This is a genomic window from Bordetella sp. H567 (genome assembly GCF_001704295.1).
Taxonomy (GTDB): domain Bacteria; phylum Pseudomonadota; class Gammaproteobacteria; order Burkholderiales; family Burkholderiaceae_B; genus Bordetella_C.
Genome location: NZ_CP012334.1, coordinates 4817269 through 4843427, shown reverse-complemented (window position 1 = coordinate 4843427; position 26159 = coordinate 4817269). Strand labels below are relative to the sequence as shown.

General features: G+C 62.8%; 26 protein-coding genes. 15 read left to right on the top strand and 11 right to left on the bottom strand.

Annotation, left to right across the window (positions count from 1 at the left end; translation table 11 throughout):
* The first annotated feature begins 47 nt into the window (after positions 1-47).
* Positions 48-1043: a dicarboxylate transporter/tellurite-resistance protein TehA gene (gene tehA, locus AKI39_RS21710; protein WP_201258526.1), complete on the top strand. Its 996-nt coding sequence runs from the start codon at positions 48-50 to the stop codon at positions 1041-1043.
* Between the two features lie 218 nt (positions 1044-1261).
* Here tehA and AKI39_RS21705 read toward each other — a convergent pair whose 3' ends face one another.
* From AKI39_RS21705 to AKI39_RS21680, 6 genes are read right to left on the bottom strand one after another with little or no spacing between them, the layout of a single operon-like run.
* On the bottom strand, positions 1262-2023 hold the full coding sequence (locus AKI39_RS21705; protein ID WP_066640859.1) for an SDR family NAD(P)-dependent oxidoreductase: 762 nt from the start codon (positions 2021-2023) through the stop codon (positions 1262-1264).
* A 47-nt stretch (positions 2024-2070) separates the two neighbouring features.
* Positions 2071-3219 (bottom strand): M20/M25/M40 family metallo-hydrolase, encoded by a 1149-nt coding sequence (locus AKI39_RS21700; RefSeq protein ID WP_201258525.1) that lies wholly within the window; start codon positions 3217-3219, stop codon positions 2071-2073.
* Positions 3220-3263: 44 nt separating this feature from the next.
* On the bottom strand, positions 3264-4016 hold the full coding sequence (locus tag AKI39_RS21695; protein WP_066640856.1) for an SDR family NAD(P)-dependent oxidoreductase: 753 nt from the start codon (positions 4014-4016) through the stop codon (positions 3264-3266).
* Complete coding sequence (locus AKI39_RS21690) at positions 4016-4915, bottom strand: polysaccharide deacetylase family protein (RefSeq protein ID WP_066640854.1); 900 nt, start codon at positions 4913-4915, stop codon at positions 4016-4018. Before AKI39_RS21690 ends, AKI39_RS21695 begins: the two co-directional genes overlap by 1 nt.
* 27 nt (positions 4916-4942) lie before the next feature.
* On the bottom strand, positions 4943-6220 hold the full coding sequence (locus tag AKI39_RS21685) for an MFS transporter (RefSeq protein WP_066640852.1): 1278 nt from the start codon (positions 6218-6220) through the stop codon (positions 4943-4945).
* A gap of 26 nt (positions 6221-6246) precedes the next feature.
* The gene (locus AKI39_RS21680; protein WP_066640851.1) at positions 6247-6987 is read right to left on the bottom strand and encodes an SDR family NAD(P)-dependent oxidoreductase; all 741 of its coding nucleotides are present in this window, start codon (positions 6985-6987) and stop codon (positions 6247-6249) included.
* 258 nt (positions 6988-7245) lie between these two features.
* Between AKI39_RS21680 and AKI39_RS21675 the strand changes: the two genes are divergently transcribed.
* Positions 7246-8013, top strand: a complete 768-nt coding sequence (locus tag AKI39_RS21675) for an IclR family transcriptional regulator (RefSeq protein WP_066640849.1) — start codon at positions 7246-7248, stop codon at positions 8011-8013.
* On the opposite strand, the gene AKI39_RS25625 is transcribed toward AKI39_RS21675, so the two are convergent.
* Complete coding sequence (locus AKI39_RS25625) at positions 7979-8278, bottom strand: hypothetical protein (protein ID WP_145925344.1); 300 nt, start codon at positions 8276-8278, stop codon at positions 7979-7981. The genes AKI39_RS21675 and AKI39_RS25625 overlap by 35 nt on opposite strands.
* Positions 8279-8347: 69 nt before the next feature.
* Between AKI39_RS25625 and AKI39_RS21670 the strand changes: the two genes are divergently transcribed.
* Both AKI39_RS21670 and AKI39_RS21665 read left to right on the top strand, forming a co-directional pair.
* The gene (locus tag AKI39_RS21670; RefSeq protein WP_066640847.1) at positions 8348-9496 is read left to right on the top strand and encodes a mandelate racemase/muconate lactonizing enzyme family protein; all 1149 of its coding nucleotides are present in this window, start codon (positions 8348-8350) and stop codon (positions 9494-9496) included.
* A 39-nt stretch (positions 9497-9535) separates the two neighbouring features.
* A complete protein-coding gene (locus AKI39_RS21665; RefSeq protein WP_066640846.1) occupies positions 9536-10513 on the top strand; it encodes a Bug family tripartite tricarboxylate transporter substrate binding protein in 978 nt (325 codons plus the stop codon).
* Positions 10514-10560: 47 nt separating this feature from the next.
* On the opposite strand, the gene AKI39_RS21660 is transcribed toward AKI39_RS21665, so the two are convergent.
* On the bottom strand, positions 10561-11913 hold the full coding sequence (locus AKI39_RS21660; protein WP_158515202.1) for a helix-turn-helix domain-containing protein: 1353 nt from the start codon (positions 11911-11913) through the stop codon (positions 10561-10563).
* A gap of 620 nt (positions 11914-12533) precedes the next feature.
* On the opposite strand from AKI39_RS21660, the gene AKI39_RS21655 reads away from it, so the two are divergent.
* Positions 12534-12878, top strand: a complete 345-nt coding sequence (locus AKI39_RS21655) for a DUF4148 domain-containing protein (protein WP_066640843.1) — start codon at positions 12534-12536, stop codon at positions 12876-12878.
* A 394-nt stretch (positions 12879-13272) separates the two neighbouring features.
* Complete coding sequence (locus tag AKI39_RS21650) at positions 13273-13851, top strand: NADPH-dependent FMN reductase (RefSeq protein WP_066640842.1); 579 nt, start codon at positions 13273-13275, stop codon at positions 13849-13851.
* Positions 13852-13958: 107 nt separating this feature from the next.
* Here the strand turns inward: AKI39_RS21650 and AKI39_RS21645 are convergent, their stop codons facing one another.
* The gene (locus AKI39_RS21645; protein ID WP_145925343.1) at positions 13959-14471 is read right to left on the bottom strand and encodes a lipocalin-like domain-containing protein; all 513 of its coding nucleotides are present in this window, start codon (positions 14469-14471) and stop codon (positions 13959-13961) included.
* A 154-nt stretch (positions 14472-14625) separates the two neighbouring features.
* A complete protein-coding gene (locus AKI39_RS21640) occupies positions 14626-15258 on the bottom strand; it encodes a Crp/Fnr family transcriptional regulator (protein ID WP_066640841.1) in 633 nt (210 codons plus the stop codon).
* Positions 15259-15330: 72 nt separating this feature from the next.
* Here AKI39_RS21640 and AKI39_RS21635 point away from each other — a divergent pair, with 72 nt between their 5' ends.
* Positions 15331-15885 carry an aspartate carbamoyltransferase gene (locus AKI39_RS21635; protein WP_066640839.1) on the top strand — a complete coding sequence of 185 codons (555 nt, stop codon included), beginning with the start codon at positions 15331-15333 and terminating at the stop codon, positions 15883-15885.
* A gap of 99 nt (positions 15886-15984) precedes the next feature.
* Entirely contained in the window at positions 15985-17259 is a 1275-nt protein-coding gene (locus AKI39_RS21630) for a cation:proton antiporter (RefSeq protein ID WP_066643569.1), read from the top strand.
* A gap of 71 nt (positions 17260-17330) precedes the next feature.
* On the opposite strand, the gene AKI39_RS21625 is transcribed toward AKI39_RS21630, so the two are convergent.
* On the bottom strand, positions 17331-18296 hold the full coding sequence (locus AKI39_RS21625; RefSeq protein ID WP_066640838.1) for a LysR family transcriptional regulator: 966 nt from the start codon (positions 18294-18296) through the stop codon (positions 17331-17333).
* Positions 18297-18442: 146 nt separating this feature from the next.
* Here AKI39_RS21625 and AKI39_RS21620 point away from each other — a divergent pair, with 146 nt between their 5' ends.
* From AKI39_RS21620 to AKI39_RS21590, 7 genes are all read left to right on the top strand, one after another.
* On the top strand, positions 18443-19591 hold the full coding sequence (locus tag AKI39_RS21620; RefSeq protein ID WP_066640836.1) for a mandelate racemase/muconate lactonizing enzyme family protein: 1149 nt from the start codon (positions 18443-18445) through the stop codon (positions 19589-19591).
* 43 nt (positions 19592-19634) lie between these two features.
* Entirely contained in the window at positions 19635-20612 is a 978-nt protein-coding gene (locus AKI39_RS21615; protein ID WP_145925342.1) for a Bug family tripartite tricarboxylate transporter substrate binding protein, read from the top strand.
* Positions 20613-20709: 97 nt separating this feature from the next.
* Positions 20710-22134: an enolase C-terminal domain-like protein gene (locus tag AKI39_RS21610; RefSeq protein WP_083228981.1), complete on the top strand. Its 1425-nt coding sequence runs from the start codon at positions 20710-20712 to the stop codon at positions 22132-22134.
* Between the two features lie 84 nt (positions 22135-22218).
* The gene (locus AKI39_RS21605) at positions 22219-22962 is read left to right on the top strand and encodes an IclR family transcriptional regulator (protein WP_066640834.1); all 744 of its coding nucleotides are present in this window, start codon (positions 22219-22221) and stop codon (positions 22960-22962) included.
* Positions 22963-23109: 147 nt separating this feature from the next.
* Positions 23110-24003 carry a TauD/TfdA dioxygenase family protein gene (locus AKI39_RS21600; RefSeq protein ID WP_066640832.1) on the top strand — a complete coding sequence of 298 codons (894 nt, stop codon included), beginning with the start codon at positions 23110-23112 and terminating at the stop codon, positions 24001-24003.
* Positions 24004-24061: 58 nt separating this feature from the next.
* Positions 24062-25048 carry a Bug family tripartite tricarboxylate transporter substrate binding protein gene (locus tag AKI39_RS21595; RefSeq protein WP_066640827.1) on the top strand — a complete coding sequence of 329 codons (987 nt, stop codon included), beginning with the start codon at positions 24062-24064 and terminating at the stop codon, positions 25046-25048.
* A 118-nt stretch (positions 25049-25166) separates the two neighbouring features.
* Complete coding sequence (locus AKI39_RS21590) at positions 25167-26069, top strand: 3-hydroxyacyl-CoA dehydrogenase (protein ID WP_066640826.1); 903 nt, start codon at positions 25167-25169, stop codon at positions 26067-26069.
* The last annotated feature ends 90 nt before the right edge of the window (positions 26070-26159 follow it).

Below are 26159 nucleotides of genomic sequence, written 5' to 3'. Positions count from 1 at the left end.
AAGACTCTCCTGTTGCGGGCGCCTACACCGAAGAGGACGGATAGAAAATGGGAATGCGCAAGGGTATGCCAATGGTTCCTGCGGGGTTTTTCGGCATGGTGCTCGGCCTGGCCGGGCTGGGCAGCACTTGGCGTGCGGCGCATCAGGCCTGGCAGTTGCCGGCCGAGATTGGCGAAGCCTTCATGATGCTGGCCGCCGTTGTCTGGGCCGTGCTGCTGGTGCTCTACGTGATGAAGGGGTTCCTTGCGCCGGAAGCGGTGCTGGAAGAAATCGAGCACCCCGTACAGTGCTGTTTCATCGGCTTGGTCGGCGTGGCAACAATGTTGATCGCGGGTGCCGCCACGCCGTATTCGCGGTCCCTCGCACTCACGCTATTTTTCAGCGGCGGCGCGTTCACTCTGATCTTCGCAATTTGGCGCACCGGTGGTCTGTGGCGTGGCGATCGCGAATTGGCCACCACGACGCCAGTACTGTATCTGCCGACGGTGGCCGGCAGCTTCGTGGCAGGTATCGTCGCGGGTGGCCTGGGCTTTCGGGACTGGGGCCAGTATCTATTTGGCATGGGCCTTTTTTCCTGGCTTGCGGTGGAATCGATACTGCTTAATCGCATGTACAACTCGCCCAGCATGACCAGCAAGCTCCGCCCGACGCTGGGGATCCACCTGGCACCGCCGGTCGTCGGTGCCGTCACGCTTATAAGCGTGATGCCCAACGTGCCCGCCATTTTCATACACATGATGATCGGCTATGGCGTCCTGCAGTGCCTGGTGCTGCTGCGCCTGCTGCCATGGATCCTGAAAGAACCGTTCACCGCTTCCTACTGGGCCTTCACTTTCGGTGCGACCGCGATAGCAACGGCGTCGATCCGCCTGTTGGGATTGGGAGACGACGGCGCGGTGGTCATGCTGGCGCCCATCCTGTTCCTGTTCGCCAATACGGTCGTTGGTGCGGCGGCGATCGGTACAGTCTGGCGGTTGATGCAGGGGAGGCTGCTTGCCACGCCGGCGGTGGAAAGCGCGCCAGGACCCGCCAAGGCTGCTTGAGCTCTGGGCCGGCAAATGCATCGGAGCCGGGCCTGCGTGATACGGTCGTCGTACAAATTCAGATGTTCGACCATGGCGAGCCACTGGGCGACGGGATCGATATCCTGACGGATGCGAACACGGCATAGACCATCGCGCAGTGCGGCGTGTCTTGCCGGTACTGCTTGCGTCGGCCTGCGCCCGCCGGCGGGCGCCATTCGATGGCGACCGCGGGATGTTCAGCTGGCTTCATCCCCGATCGGTGCCAGGTATCGGGAGGTAAGCCAGCCGCCATCGACCACCAGAACCTGCCCGGTCATATAACGCGCATCGTCCGAACAGAGAAAGGCGGCGACACCCGAGATATCTTCCGGCGTGCCATTGCGCCGCAGCGCGATCGCCTCGCACATGAACTGCTGGTACCACTTGTCCTCGTGGATGCGCTGGCGCGTCAGGTCGGTTTCGATGACGCCGGGCGCGATCGCGTTCACGCGTATCCCTTTCGGCCCCAGGTCCGCCGCCAGTTGCGCCGTCATCTGGGCCACCGCGGCCTTGGTTACGGAATAAGCCAAGGCGGCCGGGCGCCCGACCAGGCCATAGATCGAACTCATGTTGACGATGCAGGCGCCGGCCACCATCGCGGGAAGCAGTTCGCGAGTCAGGCGAAAGACAGACCGCAGGTTCACGTTCATGTAGCGATCCCAGTCCTCGTCCGTGGTGTCCCATAGCGGCTTGGAACCGCCAATTCCAGCGTTGTTGACCAGGATGTCCAATGTGCGGCCAGCGAGCTCCCGCGACAAGGCGCCAGGAGCGGACGATTCGGCAAGATCGAGATGTACCGCGGTGATCTTCCCGCGCCCGGGCCCGGCAGGCGGCGCGTCTAAAGACAGCCGGTCCACCGCATAGACGTCAGCCCCTTCGTCCGCCAGGCGCCTGGCGATCGCCGCGCCTATGCCGCGCGCGGCGCCGGTCACCAGTGCTGTCTTGCCTTGGAATCTCATGTCCTTATCCCGCTTCAGATGCCGCAACCCATAATCATCCGGAACCGTCAGCCCAGTCGGGCAATAAGGCCCGCCATCAAGCGCCCGCGCTCGACAAGACTGCTTTCCTCGATATGCTCGTGCAAGGTGTGCATGCCGCTGCCACGCAGTCCCAGGCCGTCAAGGACCGGTATACCCAGCGCCCCGATGAAGTTGCCGTCGGATCCCCCGCCGGACACATGGGGACTCAGCGAGAATCCCAGCTGTTGCGCCTGCTCACTGGCAAGCTCGTACATGTCCAGTGTGCCCTGCCGGGTTTCCCAGACCGGACGGGTGGCACTGAGTTCCACTTTGAAGCTCGCATTCGCGTCCTCGAAGTTCAGTGCCCGCGCCGCCGCAATCGCGCGCTCCAGATCCGCATGGGTCTTGGCCATGGTCAAGGCCTCCGCGACGCAGTCCATGGGTACGCAGTTGACCCACTTTCCTCCGTTGATCACGCCGACGCTGAAGGTGAAGTCCGCGCAGGTCAGCCCCTCGAGCTCGATGATCTTCTCGGCCATCACCCGGATGGCGGAGCGGCCCTGGCCCAGCTGGCTGCCCGCGTGGCTCGGGGTACCGGTGGCGCGCAAATTGAATCGCGCTATCGCATACCGGCCCACCACCAGTCCGCCGTCGGCCCGCGCCGGTTCGGGAATCAGCACATAGCGGTGGCGCGCCGCCTCCCGCTCGATCAGCGTGCGCGTGCTGGGACTGCCGATTTCCTCGTCACTGGTGAACAGGACGGTGACGGGCAAGCGCGGCGCGATGCCGGCATCGCGCAACTGCCGCAACGCCTCCAGCGCGATGAACATCCCGCCCTTCATGTCCAGGATGCCAGGCCCGTAGCACTTGCCGCCCTCGCGGCGCCAAGGCAGGCGCTCGAGGACGCCGGCCGCATGAACGGTATCCAGGTGGCCCGCGATGAGGATACCCGGCGTGTCATCGTCGCCGGCATGCGGCATTCGAGCGCGAACGCAACCGCCGAAGCCCTGCCGGCCCGGAATGTGCTCGATCCGGGCGCCCAATGCGGCCATGTCGCGCGCCGCCAGCGACATCATGCGCTCCACCGCCGCGCCGTCGTAACTCGGGCTTTCGCACTCGACCCATTCTCGCAGGCGAGCGAGCATGGATTCGTTGTCAAAAGGAAGCGCCAGGATCTGCTCGTCGATATTCATCATGGATCAAGACCAATGGGTGCGCGCCATCGCGCGACACGGATTCGCTAATGAAAGCTGCGCCCGCCGTCCACGGCCAGCGCGCTGCCTGTAATGTACCCAGCGCCATCGCCCAACAGAAACGCCACCACCTGCGCGATCTCGTCCACGGTTCCAGGTCTCTTGATGAGATACCGATCGGCAATGATGGACAAGGCCTCGGAGGGGTCCGCGAAGGTATCGAAGGAATTGCGCAGCATCGGCGTGTCGACGATGCCCGGACAGACCGAGTTCACGCGGATGCCGTCCTTGGCCAGATCCATCGACAGCGCTTTGCCGAACATGACGAGTGCCGCCTTGCTGCTGCAGTAGGCCGTGCGCTGGGCCAGTGGCCGCAACGCGGCCGCAGAGGCGACGTTGACGATGCTCGGCGCGACACCGTTACGCAGGGCAGGAACCGCCGCGCGACAGGTATGGACCGCTCCCATCAGGTTCACGCCTATCAGTCTTTGCCATTGAGCCGTATCGGTATCGTCGAAATCGCGGACAAGGTCCACGCCCGCGCAATTGACGAGTCCATCCAGGCCGCCCAGCGAGGCCACCAGCTGCTCCACGGCGGCGGTAGTCCGCGCCTCGGCGGAGACATCAGCCACGGCATAGGGAACATCGGGGCCGACCTCACGCGCGACCTCCGCCATGCGCGCCGCATCGCGATCCAGGAGCGCCACCGATGCATGGTCCCGCGCCAGGTGCAGCGCGATAGCCCTGCCGATCCCGGAGGCCGCTCCCGTTACGATGATCCGGCGCGCGCGCACTGTCATTACGCTTCCGCGCCGTGGGATTTCACCCATTGGGCAACTTCGGCGTGCGTGGCGAACCAGACATCTCCCTTGGCCTGTGCCATCCGGATGATCTCCTCGAGAATCCAGATGCGCGACCGATAGGCGATGATGTGAGGATGCATCGTCAGCTGGAACAGCCCGCCGTCCTCATAGGCGCCGTCGAACTCCCTGGCGAAGATATTCATGACATCCGCCGGCGCGGTATAGGGCCGCAGCGACTGGAACCGGTTCATCATGAAATAGACCGCGTCGTCACGAATCCATTCGACCGGCACTTCGATCACGCCCGATGGACGACCCTCGAGCAGCAGCTCGTAGCAATCCTCGTCGGCCATCAGGGACGAGTCATACAGGAGCCCCATCTCCTTCTCGATCGCCAACGTCGCGTCGCTGAAATCCCACGACGGCGTGCGCAAGCCGACTGGCCGGATGCCGGTCACCTGCTCCAGGACGTCGGCGGCCCGCATCATCAGGTCGCGTTCGTTGGCGGCAGGCAAGACCGAATTCAGTTCATGAATCCAGCCATGTATACCGATCTCATGGCCATCGGCCACGAGCTGCCGCTGTTCATCGGGGTACATCTTCGCGATCACGGCGGGCACATAGAAGCTGGCGCGCACGCCATGGCGGTGCAGCAGTTTGCGGATGCGCGGCACCGCGACGCGGTTGCCATATTGGCCCCAGGAGAGCCGTCCTATGGATTTACCGCCGTCACGTAGCTCGTTCGATTCATGGTCCGAGTCGAAGGACAGCGCGACCGCGCAACGTTTGCCGTCCGGCCAATGGGTAGGCCTCAGGGATCGCCCGGCCCGTACCCGGTCGACGAGCTTTTGCCAATGCGCGTCTGGCCATTCCCAAGGTTCCATCTGCTTTTCCATGATTCACTCCTTCGATAGGCGCGGATGTCACCGCAGTTCGGCTCCCGCGGTTTCCTTCAGACGGAGAATGACCAGGGCCGAGATGACGGCGGCGGGGATAAGGTAGAGGTAAGTCGGCGACAGCGGCGAGCCGGTCGTACTGATGAGCCAGGTGGCCATGAACGGCGCGAAGCCCCCGAAAACCGCCGCCGCCAGCGTGTATCCCGCGGACATCCAGGTCGAGCGCTGGTGGGTCGGAAAGATTTCCGAGATTGCCGCGGGTCCCGCGCCGGAATACATGGCAAGCATTGCGCCCAGCGCGATCTGGCACGGGACAACGACGCTCATGCCGCCCTTGGCCATCATCAGGCTCAACATCGGATAGATCGAAGCGGCGATCAGCAGCGTACCGACCAACAGCACCGGCCGTCTTCCGACACGATCGGACAAAGCGCCCCAGAAAGGAATGGCGACCACGATGGATATCAGGCCGACCGTGTTCGCCCATAGCGCCTGCGAGGGCGAGAGGCCGGCAAACCGCTGAGTGAACGTCGGCATCCAGGCGAGCAGCATGTAGTAGGCAACAGTCCAGAAAATCGTAAAGCCGAATGCCCGGGCGCCAAGGCGCCAGCCCGCGACCGCCGAGTCCTCGGCCACCTTATGCTTCGCCGCTTCGTACGAGGGAGATTCCTCTACGTTGCGCCGGATGTACAGGCCTACCGCGAGCAGGAGGGCGCCCAGGATGAATGGAACGCGCCAGCCCCACTGGAGCATCTGCTCGGCAGTCAGTATCGATGTCAACACCGCCGCCGTCGCGGACCCCAGAAGCGACCCGCCGGCGGTACTGACCTGCTGGAAGCTTCCCGCGAATCCGCGCCGGCCTGGCGACGCCCATTCGATGACAAACGCGGTGGAGGTGCCCCATTCGCCTCCCGCCGCGATCCCCTGGATGATCCGCAGCAGGGTGAGCAGCACGGCGGCCCAGACGCCGATGGATTCATACGTCGGCAGCAAACCTATGCCTATCGTGCCCACGGACATCATGAAGATGGTCAGCACCAAGGCGACCTTTCGCCCATGGGTGTCGCCCATGCGGCCGATCAGGATCCCGCCGAGAGGGCGTGCAAGAAAGCCCACACCGTAGGCCGCGAACGCGGCAAGAAGTCCGACAGTGGGATCGGTGGACGGGAAGAACTTCTTGGCAATGATCGCCGCAAGATAGGCATAGACGCCGAAGTCGTACCACTCCATCAGGTTCCCGATGCAAGCCGCGTAGATGGCTTTCCGGGATTTGTCCCGAGGAATAGAGGTATTCGCTTGCGACATATTTCCCACTCCCTTGTATTTTGAAGTCAGCGTCCGCCGTCGACGGAGATGATCTGGCCGGTAATCATGCGCGCCTGCGCGCTCGCGAGAAATGTGGCGGCATCGGCGATATCCTGCGTGGTCACGACATCCCGCAGGGCGGCCCCCTCCACGACACGGCGCTGCCCCTCCGCACCCATCGCTTCCCACTGCGCCCGAGTCGCGCTCGTCAGGACAAAACCCGGCGCGATGGCGTTCACCCGAATGCCGAACGGTCCCAGTTCCTGGGCGAGCTGGCGTGTCAGTCCCAGCACCGCATGTTTCGCGGCGCAATAGGCCTGGATTCCCGTCAAGGACGCGCGATACGAGGCCATCGAGCCGAGAACGACAATGGATCCGTGCTTTTGCCGCTTCATGCGGGGCGCCACGGCGCGGCACAACGCGAAGGCCGTGTTGAGATTCACGTCGATCACATCGTCCCACTGCTGGTCCGTGACCCGCTCGATAGGCTGGGCCAGTTGTCCCGCCACGCCGCCGGCATTGTGGACCAGGATGTCCAGGCTGCCTCTTTCGGCCAATATGCGGTCGATCCATAGCGTGGCGGCGGCCCGATCGGTGAGATCCACCGATTCGATGTCCGTGAATCCAGCGGTGCCTATCCCGGTTGTGTTCCGGTCGCACCCGTATACGCTCGCTCCGGCCATCGCGAATGTGGAAGCGATCTGCTTCCCGATATCGGAGGCGCAACCGCTAAGTGCGACCACCTTCCCTTGCAGGCCTAGGCTCATCCGGGCTCCCATGAATCCCATCGCGCATACGCTGTACCGGTCGATGCGCGGACTCAGTCCGCGCGAAGGTATCGACCTGGCCTCTTGCTGGGCGCGTCCGGGCCGATCGTAGGATCCGAACGCTGTTCTTATATATGAACGTCGTGCAAAATTAGATCATGTACCGAAAAAACGCAATGGCGTTTTCCCGGCAGGGGCGTGGCCGCCGACATGAGAAAATCCGGTTCCTCGCGCAATCGAACCAGAGGGGAATCTCCGATGACAGAAGTCCGCACCGCCGCCCGAACGCTGGACCTTCTGGAGTATTTCGCCCGCATCGACGAGGCGGTTTCGCTGGCGACGGTGACCGCTGCCTTCGATATGCCCAAGACCAGCGTACTCGCTCTGCTTCGCACCTTGTGCAGCCGCGGCTATCTGTTGAAGGACGATAGAGGCCTGTATTCCCTTAGCGAGGCATTCCGGGGCCAAGGCTTCGGATGGTCCAGCGGACGTCTGACTCACCTGTTGAGCCAGGCCGCTCCCTTGCTGGCGCAGCTGGCCGAAAACGCCGGGGAGACGATCCTGGTGGGTGTCTTGACCAACGACGGTTTCGTCAGGTTCGTCGCGCAGAGCCTTCCGACAACGCCGTTCCGTTATCAAGTGGCGCTGGGACACACCATTCCCGTGCATTGCACCGGAATGGGCCGGATGCTGCTGTCGCAATGTTCGCCGGAGCGACAAGCCATGCTGCTGTCGAAGCACCCGCTGGGTTCTTTCACCAGCTCCACGGTCACCAGCCTCGCGGAGATACGCAAGAAGATCAAGCTTGCCGCGCAGCAAGGCTACTGCGTGGTGAAGGACGAATATGACGATGGCGGCACCGCCATCTGTGTGGCCATCAACGACGTCGACGGGGAGCCCTTGGCGGCCCTGAACTTCGCATGCCTGTCGTCAAGATTCGAAGGCAAGCGCGCAATGCTGCTGCGCGAGCTGCTCCGCGCGAAGGCGGAGCTCACCACGCTATTGAAAAGAAGCGCGGTGCGATAAGCGCGTAATCTACAGGTCCCGCGACCTTGCAAGCGACGGCGGCACCATTGAGCGCGGCCGCCTTGGCCTTGAGCATCTCGAACAGACTGCCGCCCTGAATGGCCAACCCGCTTGCATCGGAGGTCACCATAGGGCATTTTCCGGCGTCGCCCCGCGCCAGGGATAGGCATGTCGCCGAGCGGTCACGACGTTTCCAGCCGTTGCCGCCATCGTTTTTTTGAACTTGCGTGATACATTCGTCAGACAAATTCGGATGCTCGACCATGCATGGCCAGATCGTCCAAACGATGCGTCCGTGTTCCGGCACGCGTCGATACATACCACCGGAGGAGACATGAAGATCACGCGCATTACTGCCGTTCCACTGTCGTACCGATTGCCGGAGGGCAAGACAGTCATGATGGGCATAGGCAGCACGCTCAAGCGCGACGCTATCGTGGTGCGGGTCGAAACGTCGGAAGGCATAACCGGCTATGGCGAATCCCATCCGGGCCGTAGTCCCGGCGCGATTGTCAGCCTAATCCATAACACGCTCGCTCCCTTGCTGGTAGGCATGGATGCCACGGATGTCGTGGGCTTGTGGCAGCGTGTGCATCGCATGCAGTTGTCCAGCCATGGGCTGGGCGCGGGGGCGGCGCTGGCGCATTCGGGTATCGACATGGCGCTTTGGGACATACGCGGCAAGGCGGCCGGGATGCCCTTGTACGAGCTCATGGGCGGCGCGCGAAAACGCATTCCGGCCTATGCCGGCGGTATCGCGCTGGGCTACCAGCCACCGGAGTCCCTGGCCGAGGAAGCGCAGGGCTATGTGGCGCGCGGCTATCGCGCGGTCAAGCTGCGCATTGGCGATAGCGTGGAGAACGACATCGCCCGAGTGCGCCGCGTGCGCGAGACGCTAGGCGACGGGATCGATATCCTGACGGATGCGAACACGGCCTATACCATCGCGCAGGTGCGGCGTGTCCTGCCGGTGCTGGCCGACATTCAGGCGGGTTGGCTGGAAGAGCCGTTCGCCTGCAACGATTTCGCCTCGTACCGGCAGGCCGCCGCCATCACGCCCCTGGTGCCCATCGCCGCCGGCGAGAATCACTACACGCGCTTCGAGTTCGCCCAGATGCTGGAGGCCGGCGCGGTCCAGGTCTGGCAGCCCGACCTGTCCAAGACGGGCGGCGTGACCGAAGGTATGCGCATCGCCGCGATGGCGTCGGCCTTCCGCATTCCGGTCCACGTACATTGTTCGGCGACCGGTCTCAATCACGCCGCCTGCCTGCATTTTCTGGCCGCGACCGAGAACGCAGGCTACTTCGAAGCATGCGTGTCCGCGTTCAATCCCTTCCGCGACATGTTCGGCACCATCTTCGAGGTTGGCTCCGACGGGTGCGTCGAACCGCCCTCGGGCCCCGGACTTGGCGTGGAAGTGGACGAGGATATTTTCAAGCGCTACCCAATCATTGATGGCCCGGGATATGTCGTGAAGTTCTGAACAACAAAATACAGGCCGCCAAGGGCCGAGGAGACAAAGATGAAATTGCTGCGCGGTATTGCCGGCGCTGTCTGCCTTCTATTGTCGCTGTCGGCGCATGCAGCCGACCCCGCCGGGTCCTATCCCGACAAGCCGATACGCATCGTGGTGCCGTATCCTCCGGGGGGCTTCAACGATACGCTGGGCCGCACGGCGGCGGAGTACCTCGGCACGCATTGGAAAACGACGGTGGTCGTGGACAACCGGCCGGGCGGCAATACGTTGATCGGCAACACCATCGTCGCGCGCGCCGCACCGGACGGCTATACCCTGCTCGTGACGCCGCTGCCGTTTTCCGCGCTACCGGGTCTTTACCAGGACAAGATGCCCTATGACGCCGTCAAGGATTTCGCGCCCGTGATCTGGGCGGGCAGCACTCAGAATGCATTGGTGGTGCGCGCCGATTCAAAATACAAGACGGTGCGGGACGTGATCGATGACGCCAGGAAGAATCCGGGCAAGATCAACTACGCCTCCACGGGCTCGGGTTCGTCCAACCATTTGTCGATGGCGCTCTTCGATTCGATGACCGACATCAAGATGACGCATATCCCCTACAAGGGAAGCGCGCCCGCGGTGACGGCGTTGCTTGGCGGTGATACGGACATGTTGTTCGACAATGTGCCGAACGTTTATCCGCAGATCCAGGCGGGCAAGCTACGCGCCCTGGCGACGACCGGCCTGAAGCGCTCGCCGATGTTGCCGGACATTCCTACGGTCGACGAATCGGGCGTGCGGGGATACGAAGTCACGGTATGGTTCGGCATACAGGCCCCGGCGGCAACCCCCAGGCCGATCGTCGAGAAATTGAATCGGGAGCTCGGACGCATGCTGCAGGATCCGGCGGTCCGGGAGCGCTTCGCCAAGCAGGGCGTGCAACCCGTGGGCGGCACGCCTGAGCAGTTCGCCAAACAGGTATTCACCGAGATCAAGAAGTGGGGAGACTTGATACAGCGCGCGGACATAAAAATCCAATAGCGATGTTAGGGCCGCTCGTGCGGCTCGGAGAGCTTCCCCTTCACTTCTCAGCGATGCGACCAGCGGTATTTGGCAGGGGTCACGCCGACCCTTTCGCGGAAGTGCCGGGCAAGATGGCTTTGGTCGAAGAATCCGGACAACAGCGCCACCTCGGATAGCGGCATGTCGGTGCGGACGAGCATCCGCTCGGCCATTTCGACCCGCTTCTGGGTGACATACGAATGCGGCGTGATACCGACGCTGCGCTTGAACTCGCGCGCGAAATGGGAGGCCGACAAGCCAGCCAGCGCGGACAGTTCCAATAGCTCCAGCCGCTCGGTCAGGTGTTCGGCGATGTACGCGCACACGCGTCCCAGCGTATGGGGGGAGAGGCCGCCGTGCGCGGGCCGGCTCGGCGCGGACACGGGGACGACTTTCAGGAGATCCAGGCGCGGACGGGTATGGAATGGGAGGCTTGCGCGCGCTGTGGCCGGTGGCGTCACGAGGGCGGATTTTTCTTCACCCGTCCTGGATACGACCAGGGGCGCGAAAAAATCGCCGTTGTGCTTGCTCCGCAGCGCTCCGGTGCTGTGTTTGAAAAGCGTCCACAGGCTGGCCTCGCCGCGTAGCTTGCAATCGTCCAGGGAAAACAGATCGCGCGCCGTCCGGTTGGCGCCGACGATCACGTGCTCTCTATCCACCGCCAGGAGGACACCGGAGGTGTCTGCCCGCGTGGGGATGGCAATCACCCAGTAATCGCGAAAGCGTGTCCGGAAGAATCGCTCTTCGATAGCATGTGCGGCCGCGGTCGTGAGATGGCCCGTCAGGGCATGGGCGCGCTCCGATAGGGTGGGATCGACGGAGGACACATCCAGCGCTGCGACAAGCTTGCCGTCGATGCCGAATACCGGTGCGCCCGAACAGCTCAGGTGGGTATGGCGCGACCGAAAATGCTGCGCCCGATGGACCGTTACGGGCCGTTCCTCGATGATGCACGTGCCGATGCCGTTCGTGCCATGGACTTCTTCCGACCATACGCCGCCCACACAGCTGCCGAGATTCCGCAGGTGACGTGAGGGGCTTTCCTCGCCCCGGAGCTCGACGGCCACCCCTGTGGCATCGCTGAGAAGCACCACATAGCCGGGCGCCCGGACAGCGGTGTAAAGCAGGTCGAGTTCGACGCGGGCGATGCGCAGGAATTCGTCGATGGGATCGATTATCTCTTTGAGCTCCCGGGCGCTGAGAACGCGCGGGATGGAGGCTGCCGCGGGATCCAGACCGAATTGGCATATGGATCGCCGCCAGGAACTGGAGAACTCCTCGTCAATGTCGGATGGGCAGGCCCGCTCCACGACCGAGTAGATATAGTCTGCATGACTAACTCCCTGGCCCGCGGAGTTAAGTAGAACATCGTCGCTCATGATCCCCTTCCAAGTATGCTCGGGCCGGGCCAACTTGGAAGTTGTTGCCACATGCGGGTATGCATCCCACTTGTTCCCACCGAGCCGGTTGGCTTCCACGCTCGATATGGACCGATCGCGATCGGCGCATGTGAAGACTGCTTCGCCAAGACGCTTATGAACGGGAGCGGGTCTCGTCATGATGCGGCGCAGTCGTCGCGAATGTATCGATCGACATCCGTGGGCAGGCGAATAGTAGGGCACCACACCACACACCGGCAAGGGCCGACATCGTCGGGTATCGGCCATCGCGGACACGCCACCTCACCCGTCCGCCAAGCACGCAACAGCAGCGTCGGCTGGCGGCCTGGCCCTGTGCGCGCGGACAACAAGAACTTCCTTTCGGCGGCAAGTCTGTCCAATAGCGGCCGGAGGCTCTTGGCGAAAATCCCGTCGGTGAATGCCGCGCTATGGTCGTTCGGGCCTGGATCGCGGGGTCGCGATGCTGCCCGCAGGACGGGGCCGGAAGATCATGGAGCGGTCAGGCCGGGCATTCGGCGGGCGTCGGCGAATCCACGCCGCGCTCTTCTAGTGCGGTGTGTGCGCCGCAGCGGTTAGTCAACAGGGCTGGGAGTTCTGCCATGAAAATCAAGACCATTGCTTGCATCGTTTCCTCGTTCACCGCGATCGGTGGCGCGCATGCCGCCGGTACGTGGAACATGTCGAGCACCGCGCCGTTTCCGGGCGTGTACGGCCGGATAGAATCGTCGCCGAGCCGTGCGCAGGTGCAAGCAGAGTTGCAACAAGCCCGCGCTGCCGGCCTCTTGAGCAATGGCGACATGGACAACGTTCCGTTCGACGGCATCTATGGCCGGGGCGGTCATTTGATCATTAGCGGGAAAGGCCGGGGCGAACCTCTACACGCGCGCGCTGCCGGCTCGACCGGCAACGAAGACATCGACAACGAGCCATTCCATGGCGACTGAACAACGCGCGCTGCACCAAGCACACGCTGGAGCCGGGCGCGGCCGGGATTTGCACGGTGCTGCCCGAGCGCCGCTTCGGCAGGCTGTTCGCGCTGGGCGGTTTCCGGCCCGGTAGAACGGCTGGAAGAGAAGGAAGCGGAGGTGGTGGCGTCCTTACGCGCCGAGCGATGTGAGGGCCGCCCGCAGTGAAGCGTGTCGAACAGGTATCGTGAGATCGATTTGGGTACGGCGATGTTAGGAGCGTCGCCGTGGTGGAATTCGCCTCCCGCATTCATGAGACAAATGCTACGCTTCGGACGCAACAGCAAATCCCCTGCGAGACCCATTACGTACCCAGTTGCGCAGGCCGTCGATGACGTGCCGCGCACGTTTAGATGCTATGGAGCAAAAGGCTATGTCAGCAACAATCTTGGCGTTTTCCGGCAGTTCCAGGTCGGCCTCCCTCAACGGGAAGCTGCTGCAATATGCCGTGGCAGGCGCGCGGGAAGCCGGCGCGTCGGTCACGGTAGTCCGGCTGGCGGATTACGAGCTCCCGATCTACGACGGCGACCTGGAAGAGCGAGATGGCCTGCCTGCCGGCGCCCGGGCCTTCCAGGATGCCGTTGCGCATCACGACGCGCTGCTTATTGCGTCGCCCGAGCATAACGGTGGATATACGGCGCTTCTGAAGAACGCCTTGGACTGGCTAAGCCGCCCCATGCCTGGCGGCCGTTCCGGCCTGGACCTAGTGACGGGGAAGGCAGCCGCTGTGATCTCCGCATCGCCGGGTATCCTCGGTGGCGTGCGTTCTCAGACTGCCTTGCGTATCGTGCTTGAGAAGGTGGGCATGATCGTGATCCCGCAGTCCCTCGCACTGGGACAGGCACATCTGCAATTCGATGAAGCGCAGGGCGGCCTGAAGCCGTCGGTAGCGGGCGCGGCGCAAAGCGTCGGCGCTGCCCTCGCCAACGTCGCGACCCGCTTGGCGGTATAGGCTCGGCCCATGATTACGTCGCAGTTCAACCCCCCGTACGCTTGCCCTCGGCACTGACACACGAGCGTACGGAGACCGAATGCGTGCGATAGCGGCGCCGGTCGAGATCACTTGGCTCGCTTTAACACGACCTCTCCTGAGCCGCCTCCAGAGGCAGCGGGAGTGGTCCACCTGAGCTCATCTCCCGTCAGGACGAACGGCCTGCGCTGCTCTACCCCATTCCAGTTCGGGAATGTGCTCGTATCTATGCGAAAGGTGAGGGTTTTATCTGCTTCGTTCACGACGTAGGTGCCAAAGTGCGCGATCGACCCTTGCACCACGGCGCGATATTCCTCCACACTGCCCTTCATTCGATCGTTGGATTCATACTTGGGCAAGTCGCCGCGCGTATTCACGAGCGCGTAGTGACCGTGACCGTCAAAGATCACAAGACCGCGGGGATTAGCCCCGTACATTGGCGTGCGGCTGCCATCCGGGCGGACAGTGTCGACCGACACATACGTCCATGCGCCGGCCAGTTGCTGATCCAGTGACGCTTGAGCCAGCGCGACGCCCGATAGCAGAGCAAGGCCAAAAAGCCCCGATCGCACAACGGTAGTGACGATGTGGATGTGTTTCACGGCACTCCTCCTATCGAGAGTCAGCGCGGCATCTAACGACCTATAGAGAATGTAAGCAAGGGAAGACGAGGGGTCAATTGCCCTATGCTCGAATCCCGGGCGTGGGTGCGCAAACGTGCAGGCTTGACGACCGCAGCTACTTCGCCTTGAGAGTTCAAGCTTTACGAGTGAACCGGGTTCCTTCTATCGATAGCGTCCCATCATCCTGCATGCGCCTGAGTGCCCGGTAGAGCGCCTCATGGGTAAGCCCGAGTTCCGCGGCCCATGATTTGCGTGACTGCCGGAGTGTCACGACTCCGTCGTCTCCCTCTGACTCTATGTAGTGAGTGATACGGTCGGCTGCGCTATGCAAGCTCAACCTTTCACACTGTGCCCTGAGCTTGCGGACCTCTTTGGCCAGTTGCGACTGCCACGCTTTGCAGAATGCGCGGTCGTCCTCCAGTGCTGTACGGAAAGCCACGACCGGAAACAGCAGCAAGGTCGAAGGTTCTGGCGTGACCGCGTCGCAGTGGTAAGCCTTGCTGTCAAGGCTGGCTTCGGCGATGAATCCCCCGCGCGAGCGCTGCAATATGACTTCGCCACCATGACGCGCCAATCGGATGAGACGTGCCTCCCCGTCAATGACCAGATAAACATGGCAAACCGGGTCGCCAGACCGAAAGAGCGTTGCGTGTGAATCCGTGCGGATCCGAGTTGCTGCTTCGCGCAGGCTTGTGGGCATAAGGCCCACCGACGGCTGCATGCCAACGAGGGCGCTCCAGTCAGGAGGACGCTTATCTTTGCTCATATGATTTGAATCATATCGCTCGAATTGACAATACACCTAGCATTCAGGCAGCAACGTAAATGGAGAATCCGTATGCGGAAGTCGGTTGCAGTTCCTCTCACCCTTTCTGCCTTGATCGGCGTCGCGCACGCCCAGAGCCCCGATCCGTCGATGATGGAGTCCTCCAGAATGGACCACGCAGCCCACATGGAAGCGGCGGCTGATGCGCAACATCAGGCGGAGGTTTCCCGACGGGGCAAAGAGGTCATGCCCTTCAGTTTGCCGGCCACGACCCATATCTTCACCAAGAATGCTGAAGGGGGAGTTCAGCGCGTGGTGGCCAAGGATGCGTCAGACGACGGCGTGGTGAAGCTGATCCGGCAGCATTTGCAGGAAATCCGGCAGCAGTTCTTGAAGGGAGATTTCTCGGCCCCGAGCCACATTCATGGCCAGGACATGCCAGGGCTGCTTGAGCTAACGAAAGCCGAACCCGGGCAACTCGAAATTGCCTACCAGGACGTCGAGGGTGGAGCGCAGCTGGTTTACAAAACGAAAGAGCCCACCTTGGTAGCTGCGCTGCATAAGTGGTTTGATGCCCAGCTTTCCGACCACGGTCAAGATGCTATCGAAGAGCATCAGGCTCATTGATTGACGCTTCATCATACGGCGTTGACCTAGGTCAAACCCATAGGAATAGGTTGGCGGTTTGATAGCGTGGTGGCGGCCTTCGCTGCCCGGGGACGGCAGATGCTGATCATCGCTGTTTTCATCTCGACGGTCTTTTTCTACAGCCTGATATCCCGGCAGCTGGAACGAACGATCCTGACCGGCCCCATCGTGTTCACGGCCGTTGGGGCGCTCATGTCTTTCTCGCACGAGGCCTTGGTGGAGCTCGCACTGGATCGCAAGGCTTTGCTGCTGATTGCCGAGCTTGGCCTGGTGATGACGCTGTTCAGCGACGCTTCGCGGGTCAGCCCGCACATGTTGAGGGGCGAGACCAACCTGCCAGTGCGATTGCTGAGTGCTGGCATGCTGCTTACCATCGGGTTGGGCGTATTGGTGGCGATGGTGGTGTTGCGGACGCTGACCTGGTGGGAAGCGGGCATCCTGGCAGCAATCCTGGCGCCGACCGACGCTGGCCTGGGCCAGGTCATCGTGAATAGCACGCTGGTGCCAAAACGCGTCCGACAGGCCTTGAACGTCGAGGCGGGCCTGAACGACGGGCTTTCGGTTCCTTTTCTGATGTTTTTCATCGCGCTGGCCGAGGCCACCGGGACGGGCCAGGGGGCCGGTGTGCTGACGCGCTTCCTGCTCGAGCAGCTTGGCTACGGAACCCTGGTGGGACTCGGTATCGGGCTGGTGGGCGGCTGGTTGCTGGGGCCGGCCGAGCGCAATGCGTGGATGGCGGAAAACGTCGCGCAGCTGGGTGTCATGTCCTTGCCGCTGGCTTGCGTGGTGGCATCCGAGTTCAGCGGCGCGAGCATGTTCATTGCCGCGTTCGTGGCGGGCCTCGCGACGCAGTGGGGGTTCAGCAAGGTTGGACTGCACAGCGTCGAATTCGCCGAGGACTGGGGGCAGTTCCTGAATTACTTTGTTTTCTTCATTTTCGGCCTGGTTGTCGTCGGCGTCTGGGCCCAATTCGACCTTGCCATCCTGGCGTATGCGGTGCTCAGCCTGACCGTGATCCGCATGGTTCCGGTGGCGCTCGCGCTGCGAGGCACGCGCCTGAGCGTACCCACGGTGCTTTTCATGGGCTGGTTCGGTCCCCGGGGATTGGCGTCGATCGTCCTCGGATTGGTCTACCTGGATGGCGAAACCCATCTGCCAGGAGAGCAAACGATCAAGCTGGCGGTCATGGCGACGGTTCTGCTGAGCATCGTTGCGCACGGGCTTACGGCGCTTCCCGGCATCGGACGGTACGCCAAGGCGATCCGCGCGTTGGACGGCGCTGCATCGGAGCATGCGCACGAGACGGCCGCGGTCGAGGCGTTTCAGCGGTCGGACGGGGTGCTACGGCAATGATCAACAGTCAGCGGCTCGCGACCGTTCGGCTGGCACCCGCATCCCACTCCCGAGGGATGGCAATTCCACCGCTACACGGCGCTGGAAGCGGTGGGATTGTCCTCCGAACGTTTGGCGCGTCGCGACTGACGCCTCCTGAGGATCGGAGTCAGCCCCTTGCCAATTATCTCTTTCGCTAGCTGGGAGAACGGCGCAATGACGGGCGACGTGGCATCTTCGCGGCACGCGATGACCAACTCGGCGTTGTACGTGCATTGCACCAACGGTTTGAATACGACGCCGGGGGTGGGTAGCAGCCGGATCGATGCCGGCACCACCGCGACGCCAAGTCCGGCTCCCACCAGTCCCACGACGACATGCATCTGCACGGCCTCCTGTGCCACTATCGGCCTGAAATCGGCCTCGTCGAATAGCGCCGACATCGTGGCGTTGTAAGCGCCGCCGATCGCGCGAGGGAAGAGGATGAACGGGTCGTTGGAAAGCGAACCGAGGTTGATGCGGGGGAGCCGGGCCAATGGGTGCGTATCGGGCAACGCCGCGACGAACGGCTCTTGCAGCAATGAACTGGTGCGCAGCCCGCTCGCTTCGAACGGCCCGCGCATCAGGCCGACGTCGAGACGGCCATCGAGCAAGGCCTCTTTCTGATCCCAAGTTTCCTTTTCGGTCAGCACGAGTTCCACCGCGGGATAGCGCTTGCGAAACGCCCTGACGAGCCAGGGCAGGTAGGTATAGGAAAGGGATGTGATGAAGCCGACATTCAAGCGGCCGACCTCTCCTTGATGAACGCGCCGGGCCGAACGCACGCCCTGGTCTACATGCGACAACGCCGAGCGAGCATATTTCAATAGCTCGGCGCCGGCAGGGGTCAATTGGACCCGTCGTGTATCGCGCCGGAACAGTTCGACTCCCGCATCTTGCTCCAGCGCACGGATCTGCTGGCTTAGGGGAGGCTGGGAGATGTTCAAGCGCCTCGCGGCTCGACCGAAGTGCAGTTCCTCGGCGACTGCCACGAAGTAGCGCAGGTGTCTCAACTCCATATTCTTGATCCTGCCTACATATACGGATCACGACCTAATCAAGTCGATAATTATATTGGACGTATTAATCGGCAGTCGGTAGATTTTTCCGTGAACGCCGCGAGCCGGCCGCCGAATGCCGGTTCGATGTTGCGGGAGCCACTGCCGTGAAAATTGCCGATATCCGTCCCCACATTGTCTGGACGAGCCAGGACAGATCGTGGCTATTTGTCGAGGTAGAGACCGACACCGGTATGGTGGGCCTGGGCGAGGCCAGCCAGAGCCGCAATGACAAGGGTGTCGTGGAGGAGCTGAATCGCCTTGCCCCTCAGTACGTGGGCCACGACCCTTGCGATCTGATTGAGAGCAGGCAGGGGTTGCTCGATTGGCCGTATTCGGGGCGCACCTTTTTCGCGGCGGTCAGCGCCTTGGAGCAGGCGCTGTGGGATCTTGCCGGAAAACAAGCGCGCATGCCTGTGTACCAGCTGATGGGCGGCAGCGTGCGAGATCAGTTGCGTACCTACGCGAACATCGGCTATGCCGCCGCGGGGCGGGACGCGGAGTCGCTCGCGCGAGTGGCGATGGCCGCCGTCGCCGAGGGCTACGATGCCATCAAGTTCTATCCGTTCGGTATCCGGCCGGTGAATTGCTCGTCCACCGATCAGCGCGCCTGGATTTCGCAAGGAATCGATATCGTGCGCGCGGTCCGGGGCGCTGTGGGCGATTCGGTCGACGTGTTGATCGACCTGATGCATCAGTTCCAGGATTACCGGGATGTGCTCGACATTGTCCGGCGTGTGGATCCGTACCACCTGTATTGGGTAGAAGATCCGTTCATGCACGACGACCCTGTGCAATTGTCAGGGCTGCGCCAGGCGATGGGACCCCGGCTGGCCGGGGGCGCGCCTTTGCTTGCGCGCCACGATTGGCGGTCGTTACTCGAAGCCCGGGCTTTCGACGTGATCATGCCCGACGTCAAATGGACCGGAGGAATCAATCAGGTGAAGAAGATCGCCGGTATGGCGGAAGTCTATGGCGCCATGGTGTCTCCTCACAGCGCCTCGGGCCCCGTGGCGGCCGCGGCAAGCGTGCATGCCGGCCTGTCCATGTCGAACTTCCTGATACTGGAACATCCCTGGGGAGTTCCGGATTGGCGTTCCAGTCTTAGCCGTCATACGGAATGCATACGTCACGGCTATATCCCGAAGCCGAGCGCGCCGGGACTCGGGATAGAGCTGGATTTGGCCATCGTGGCTGTATACCGGACACCCGCCGATACGGCGACTGCTTCCGGAGTGACGCTACCGGTGCATTGAACGTCGGAAAGAAAAAAGTCGAAATGGAAGATGGAGGCGCAGCATGTCACCCCTGCAGCTTATGAAACTGGCCGCCGCGGCTGTCCTGGCCGTCGCCATCGGCGACGTGTCGTTCGCCGCCTATCCAGATCGGCCGATACGCCTGATCGTTCCGTATGTCGCGGGCGGCACGTCGGACATTCTGGCCAGAATACTCGGCGATGCGCTTACCCAGGAATTGCATCAGACGGTTGTTGTCGAGAACAAGGCCGGAGCGGGCGGAAATATCGGGTCCGACTATGTGGTCAGGTCCAAGAACGACGGCTATACGTTGGTCTTGGGATCCGTCGGCCCGCAGGCGATAAATAGCAGCCTGTATCGCAGCATGCCATACGATCCGGTGCGAGACTTCACGCCCGTCGCTCTCTTCGCGACTGTGCCGACCGTGCTTGTCGTCGGGCCGACGGCCAAGGTGAAAACCGCGCGAGAATTGATCGCGCTCGCAAAGAAAGAGCCGGGGAGATTGAGCTATGCGTCCGCCGGTGTCGGCACCACACAGCACCTTGCTGGAGAAATGCTGAAGCAGAAGGCCGGAATCGATGTCGTACACATCCCGTACAAGGGCGGTGGGGCCGCGATAGCGGACCTCGTCGGCGGACGCACAGCGTTCATGTTTCCGAATATCCCGCTTGTCTACGGACAAATTCAGGCAGGTACGCTGCGCCCGCTGGCTGTGGCGAGTCCCAGCCGGTCGCCGGCCTTGCCTGACGTCCCAACCATGGCGGAGGCGACCGGTATCAAGGGGTTCGACGTCAGTACGTGGTTCGGCATTCTGGGGCCCGCGGATATGCCGGAAGACGTCGTGAACCTGCTGAACAAGGCGATAACCAAGGCCGTATCGACCCCGGAAATACGCGAAAAGCTGGTGCGGCAGGGGGCGGAGCCGCTCACCAAGACACCGCGGGAATTCGCCAGTTTCATTGCCGCTGAAAAGGACAGGTGGGCGGCCGTGGTCAAACAGGCTCGTATTGCGCCCCAATGAACAGGGATGCCATCGGTCCGCGCCTCGCCCTCGGTGCCGCTAGTCTTGACACAAGGCATTATCGCCGCTCCTGAATGCGCAGTGCGTTGATGTCCTGATGCCAGACGTGAAATGGATAGGGGGGCTGCTGGCGCTGCAGAAGGCCGCCGTGCTGGCGGATGTAATGGGCGTCATGTGCTCGCCTCATAACGCATCCGGTCCAGTGGCGACCGCGGCAAGCGTGCAGGGTTGCGCCACGACGGCGAACTCGCTGATGCTGGAATATGCGTTTGGCGCGCCATCCAATCAAGGAAGGGGGAAGCGCATGAACGATTTCAATGAACTCGCGGCGCCGCATATGGACCGGTTCTGCAACGTACTGCATCGGATCGCGGAAAAAACGGCGGATGACGAACTGACATTGGGCGTCGAGTTTCCGCAGTTGACCAAGGCCGATGGAAGCTGGCGTCGTATGCCGGCGTCCCTGTCGGCTGGGTACTCAGGGGATACGTGGAGTCACGGGAACTGGTTCTGCGGATTTTGGGTCGGCGTTTTGCTTGCAAGCCACCTCCACACCGCGCGGCAGGACTTCCTGACCTGGGCTTGCGAGCGTATGCGCCTGGTCGCGCAGCGGGCAGAGGATCCGAACACGCACGACATCGGATTTATTTTCTACAGCAGCGCCATTCCGTGTTTTCACGTCACGGGCGACCCGCAATATGCCGACATGGCGATGCAGGCCGCCGACCGGCTGCGAAGCAGGGTGGTGAATACGCGGTCGGGATCATATCTCGCGTCGTGGGGCCCTCTGGACGATCCGCGCGCAAGATGCAGTTCGGCCATCGATACGATGGCAAACCTTTCCTTGCTCTATTGGGCATCCACGCATAGCGGCGATGGAAGCTACGCCTTGATTGCCGATGCTCATGCCGCCATGACCGCCCGTGCTTTCATACGGCATGACAATTCGACCTATCATGCGGTGGAGTACGACACCGTGGAAGGAACGCGGGTCCGTGGGTATACGTACCAGGGCGCCTATGACGAGTCCTGTTGGTCCCGGGGCCAGGGCTGGGCCATCTACGGCTATGTGGCGTCGGCGCGGGAAACGGGGAAAGTCGAGTATCTCCAACTGGCCGAGCGGCTGGCCGAGTACTATCTGCGCCGCCTCGATGGCCGGCTCGTGCCTCCTTGGGACTTCGACGCGACAGGCAAGGATGCCGCTATCAAGGATACGGCGGCCGCGGCGATAGTCTCGGCCGCTCTGTTGGAACTCGGCCGCATTCACCCGGACGCCGAGACAGGAAAAATCTGGTATGCACGGGGCCTGGATATGCTGGCTGAGCTCTGCACCGAGGATTTCGCATACGAGGATGAACATCGCGGATTGCTCAAGCATTCGTGCTATTCAAAGCCGCATAACGATGGCGTCGACGCCGCGACGATGTTCGGGGACTACTATTTCGCGGAAGCATTGTGCGGCATCGTCATGCCGGGAAGATGCCAGCCCATCGGTCCAGCCGCCTTGCAGGCAGGCAGCTGAGCCAAGACCGCCGCGATGGGGCACCGTTGAAGGTGTCGCCGAGCGCCCGTCTCGCCGGATTCGCGCGGTGCTAAGCTCTGCGCCATGCGCGGAAAGCCCATCAAGACCTCCCAGCGGGTATTCGAAATACTCGAGGCCTTCGAAACCGAACAGCGTCCCATGGCGTTGAAGGATTTCACGCGCTGCTTCGGCTATCCAGCCTCGAGCGCATCGGCGCTGCTGAAAAGCCTGGTGACGCTGGGCTACTTGGACTACGACCGCTTTTCGCGCACCTATATGCCTACCATGCGCATGGCATCGCTGGGCACCTGGGTGCAGCGCGCGCTGTTCGGCCAGAACGAAGAGGTGCTGCGGCTGATGCAGCGGCTGTCCGACGCCTACGGGGAAACCGTGACGCTGTCCGCGCAAAGCGATCTGTATGTGCAGTACGTCTACCTGATCCCGTCGCGCCTGCCGATCTGGTATGCGGTTCCTATCGGCACGATCCGCCCGATCGCGCGGTCAGGCAGCGGCTGGGCCATGCTGGGCGCCCGCACCGATGACGAGATCGCGGACCTGGTGCGGCGCATCAACTTCCATGAGCCGGATCCGGCCCGCAAGGTATCGCTGGACGAGCTGATGCTGCAGGTCGAAAAGGGCCGGCGTGACGGGTACGTGTTCAACAAGCACACGCTGGAGCCGGGCGCGGGCGGGATCTGCATGGTACTGCCCGAGCGCCGCTTCGGCAGACTCTTCGCGCTTGCGGTGTCCGGCCCGGTGGAACGGCTGGAAGAGAAGGAAGCGGAGGTGGTGGCGTCCTTGCGCGCCGGCATCGCCGACGCGCTCTGACCAGCGCGCCCAAATTTCACATATGTGTAAATGCGGCGCCAGGGCGGCTTTCCGGTTTCCTTTCCGGGGCCCGATGCTAGAGTATTCGCCAGGCTTTCACAGCGTATCGCAACCCGCCTTCGCCACCCACCGCGCAGGAGCGTCATCATGCGTATCGAGCGTCTGCATCAAGACTTCGGCGCCGAAATCCATGGCATCAGCCTGACCGACGCGTCATCCGATGCCGACGTCTTCGCCCACGTCCGCGCCGCCTTCGAAGAACACTCCGTACTGGTCTGGCGCGACCAACCCATGACCGACGACGTCCAGGCCGTCTTCTCGCGCGGGTTCGGGCCGTTGGAACTGGTCAAGGTGGGTTCGGCGGGGCACGGCACCTTTTATTCCCGCATGAGCAACATCGGCGCCGACGGCAAGATCGTCGCGCCGAGCGACAAGGCGCTGGTCATCGCGCGCGCCAACCAGCTATGGCATACGGACAGTTCGTTCAAGAAGGTGCCGGCGGTGGCTTCGGTGCTGTCGGCGCGTGTCATCCCCGAACAGGGCGGTGAAACCGAATTTACCTCGACCCGCGCCGCTTGGGACAGGCTCAGCGCGTCCGAGCAGGCCACGCTGCGCGACGCCGTGGTAATTCATAGCTACGCCACCTCGCGCAACAAGATCGATCGAACGATGATGACGCCCGAGGAGCACGCGAGCCTGCCGGCGGTGCGTCGCCGCATGACCTGGCGCAATCCCGCCAATGGCCGCCGCTCGCTGTACCTCGCCTCGCATGCCGGTGCCATCGAGGGCATGGACGACCAAGACGCCGCCGAGCTGCTGGCCCACTTGATCGCACGTGCCACCGAGCCTGCCCATACGTATGTGCACAGCTGGAAGCCGGGCGACGTGGTCATGTGGGACAACCGCGCCACCATGCACCGTGGCCGGCCGTGGGGTCCCAACCAATTGCGTTCCATCGTGCGCACGACCATCTCGGCGACCGAAGAGTACGGCCTGAGTGACGTGCTGCCCGAGCTGTGGGAGCAAGGCGCACCAGCCTGAAGGCCGCGCGCGGCGGAGCCGGAAAGGCCCGCATAAAAAAACCAGGAGAGGAGACATCATGCAAGTCAACTCCATGACTGCCGCCTGCGTGCTCGGCATGCTGGCCGCAATCCCGCAAGCCGCCATGGCTGGCGGGTCCGGCGACTACCCCAACCGCCCCGTGCGCATCATCGTGCCTTATCCGGCGGGCGGCTCCACGGACATCCTGACCCGGCTGCTGAGCAGCGGCCTGACCAAGCGCTGGGGTCAGGCCGTGGTGGTGGAGAACCGCGGAGGCGCGTCGGGCATCATCGGCACGGAGGCAGCAGCCCGTTCCGAACCCGACGGCTATACGCTGTTGATGAACGGCAGCGGCCCGCACACCGTGAACATCAGCCTGTTCGACAAGCTGCCCTACGATCCCGTCAGGGATTTCGCGCCCATCGTGCGCGGCATGACGATCCCGCTGTTGATGGTGGCGCCGGCCAACGCGCCCTACAACGACGTCAAGTCGTTCATCGCCTGGGCTAACGAGCATCAGCAAACGGCCAACTACTGCTCGATCGGACCCGGCTCGCCCTCGCACCTGGCGGGCGAATTGTTCAAGTCCATGTCGGACCTGAGCCATCTCACGCACGTACCGTACAAGGGCAGCGGCCCCGCGATCATCGATACCATCTCCGGTACCTGCAACATGATGTTCGACGCCGCGCTGTCGTCCGGCCCGCAAGTCAAGAACGGCAAGATGAAGCTGCTGGCAATCGGCACGGAGCAGCGGGACCCGTCCTGGCCGGACACGCCCACCGTGTCCGAAAGCGGACTGCCGGGCTTCAGCGCCTACACCTGGAGCGGACTGTTCGCCCCGGCCGGCACGCCGGCCGCCATCGTCAAGAAGATCCAGCAGGATGCCGACGTGGTGTTGCAGAGCGCCGAGGTCAAGAAGGCTCTGCTGGAGCAGGGGGCGCAGCCGGGTGGTGGCACGCCCGAGGAGCTGGCGAAGTTCGTGGACAGCGAGATTGCCAAGTGGGCCAAGGTGATCAAGGACAGCCACATCACGGTGAACTGAACGCGTCGCGCGGCGCCTCCAGCGCACCAGCGCATGGCACACAGTTCGAGAAGCATGCCGCCATCCCCGGGTCAGAGGTGTCCCGGGGTGGGGCTGCGAATAACCCGGGTCAAGAGAAATGAAACTAGCGATCATAGGATGTGGTGTCGTCGGCTCGTCGTGGGCACTCGTGTTTTCCCGCGCGGGGCATGAAGTGGCGATTCATGATCGCTCGCCCGAGGCTGCCAAGGCGGCGGTTGATTTCGTTGCTTCGGTCGATCCTTCATGCGCGGCGCGATGCCGGATAGCGGCCGATCTGGCCGATGCGCTGGCCGAAGCCGACTATGTTCAGGAAAGCGCGCCGGAGCGGCTGCCGATCAAGCAGGCGCTGTACAAGGAGATGGAGGCCCTTCTGGGCGCCACCACCGTGGTCGGCAGTTCGACGTCGGGACTTCCCGCGTCAAGTTTTACGCAAGGCCTGGCGTATGCCGAACGATGCCTGGTGGCCCATCCGATCAATCCGCCTCACCTGATACCGCTGGTGGAGCTTGTTCCATCTCCCAGCACGGCCGCGGAGACTGTTCGCTTCGCCCGCGATCTGATGCGCGAGCTTGGCCAGAGCCCCATCACGCTGACGCGGGAAATCAATGGCTTTGTCGTGAACCGCTTGCAAAGCGCGGTTCTTGGCGAGGCCTTCCGTCTCGTGGAAGATGGCGTCTGCACGGCGGACGAAGTGGATATGGCGATGGCCGAGGGGCTTGGCTTGCGCTGGTGCTTCATGGGGCCGTTCGAGACCATCGACCTGAATGCGGCACATGGCCTGGCGGAATATTGCGCGAACCTGGGCCCGATGTACCACGGACTGGCCAAGGAGCAGGCCGATCCGCGCGAGTGGGGGCCGAAGCTGGTTTCCGCCATCGACGCCAGAATGCGCTCGGCCGTGCCGGCGCAAGCCCTGCCGGAGCGCCGCCGCTGGCGCGATCGCTTCCTGGCCCGCATTACGGAAGCGAAGCGCGCCATTCGCAAGGAACTCGGTGCGTGAGCGAGGCCGAATACCAGCCTACCCCTTACAGTAATAGTCTGTAGTTTAGATGTAGATCCTCTAACGCAATACGTAACGCGCCTCGCTACT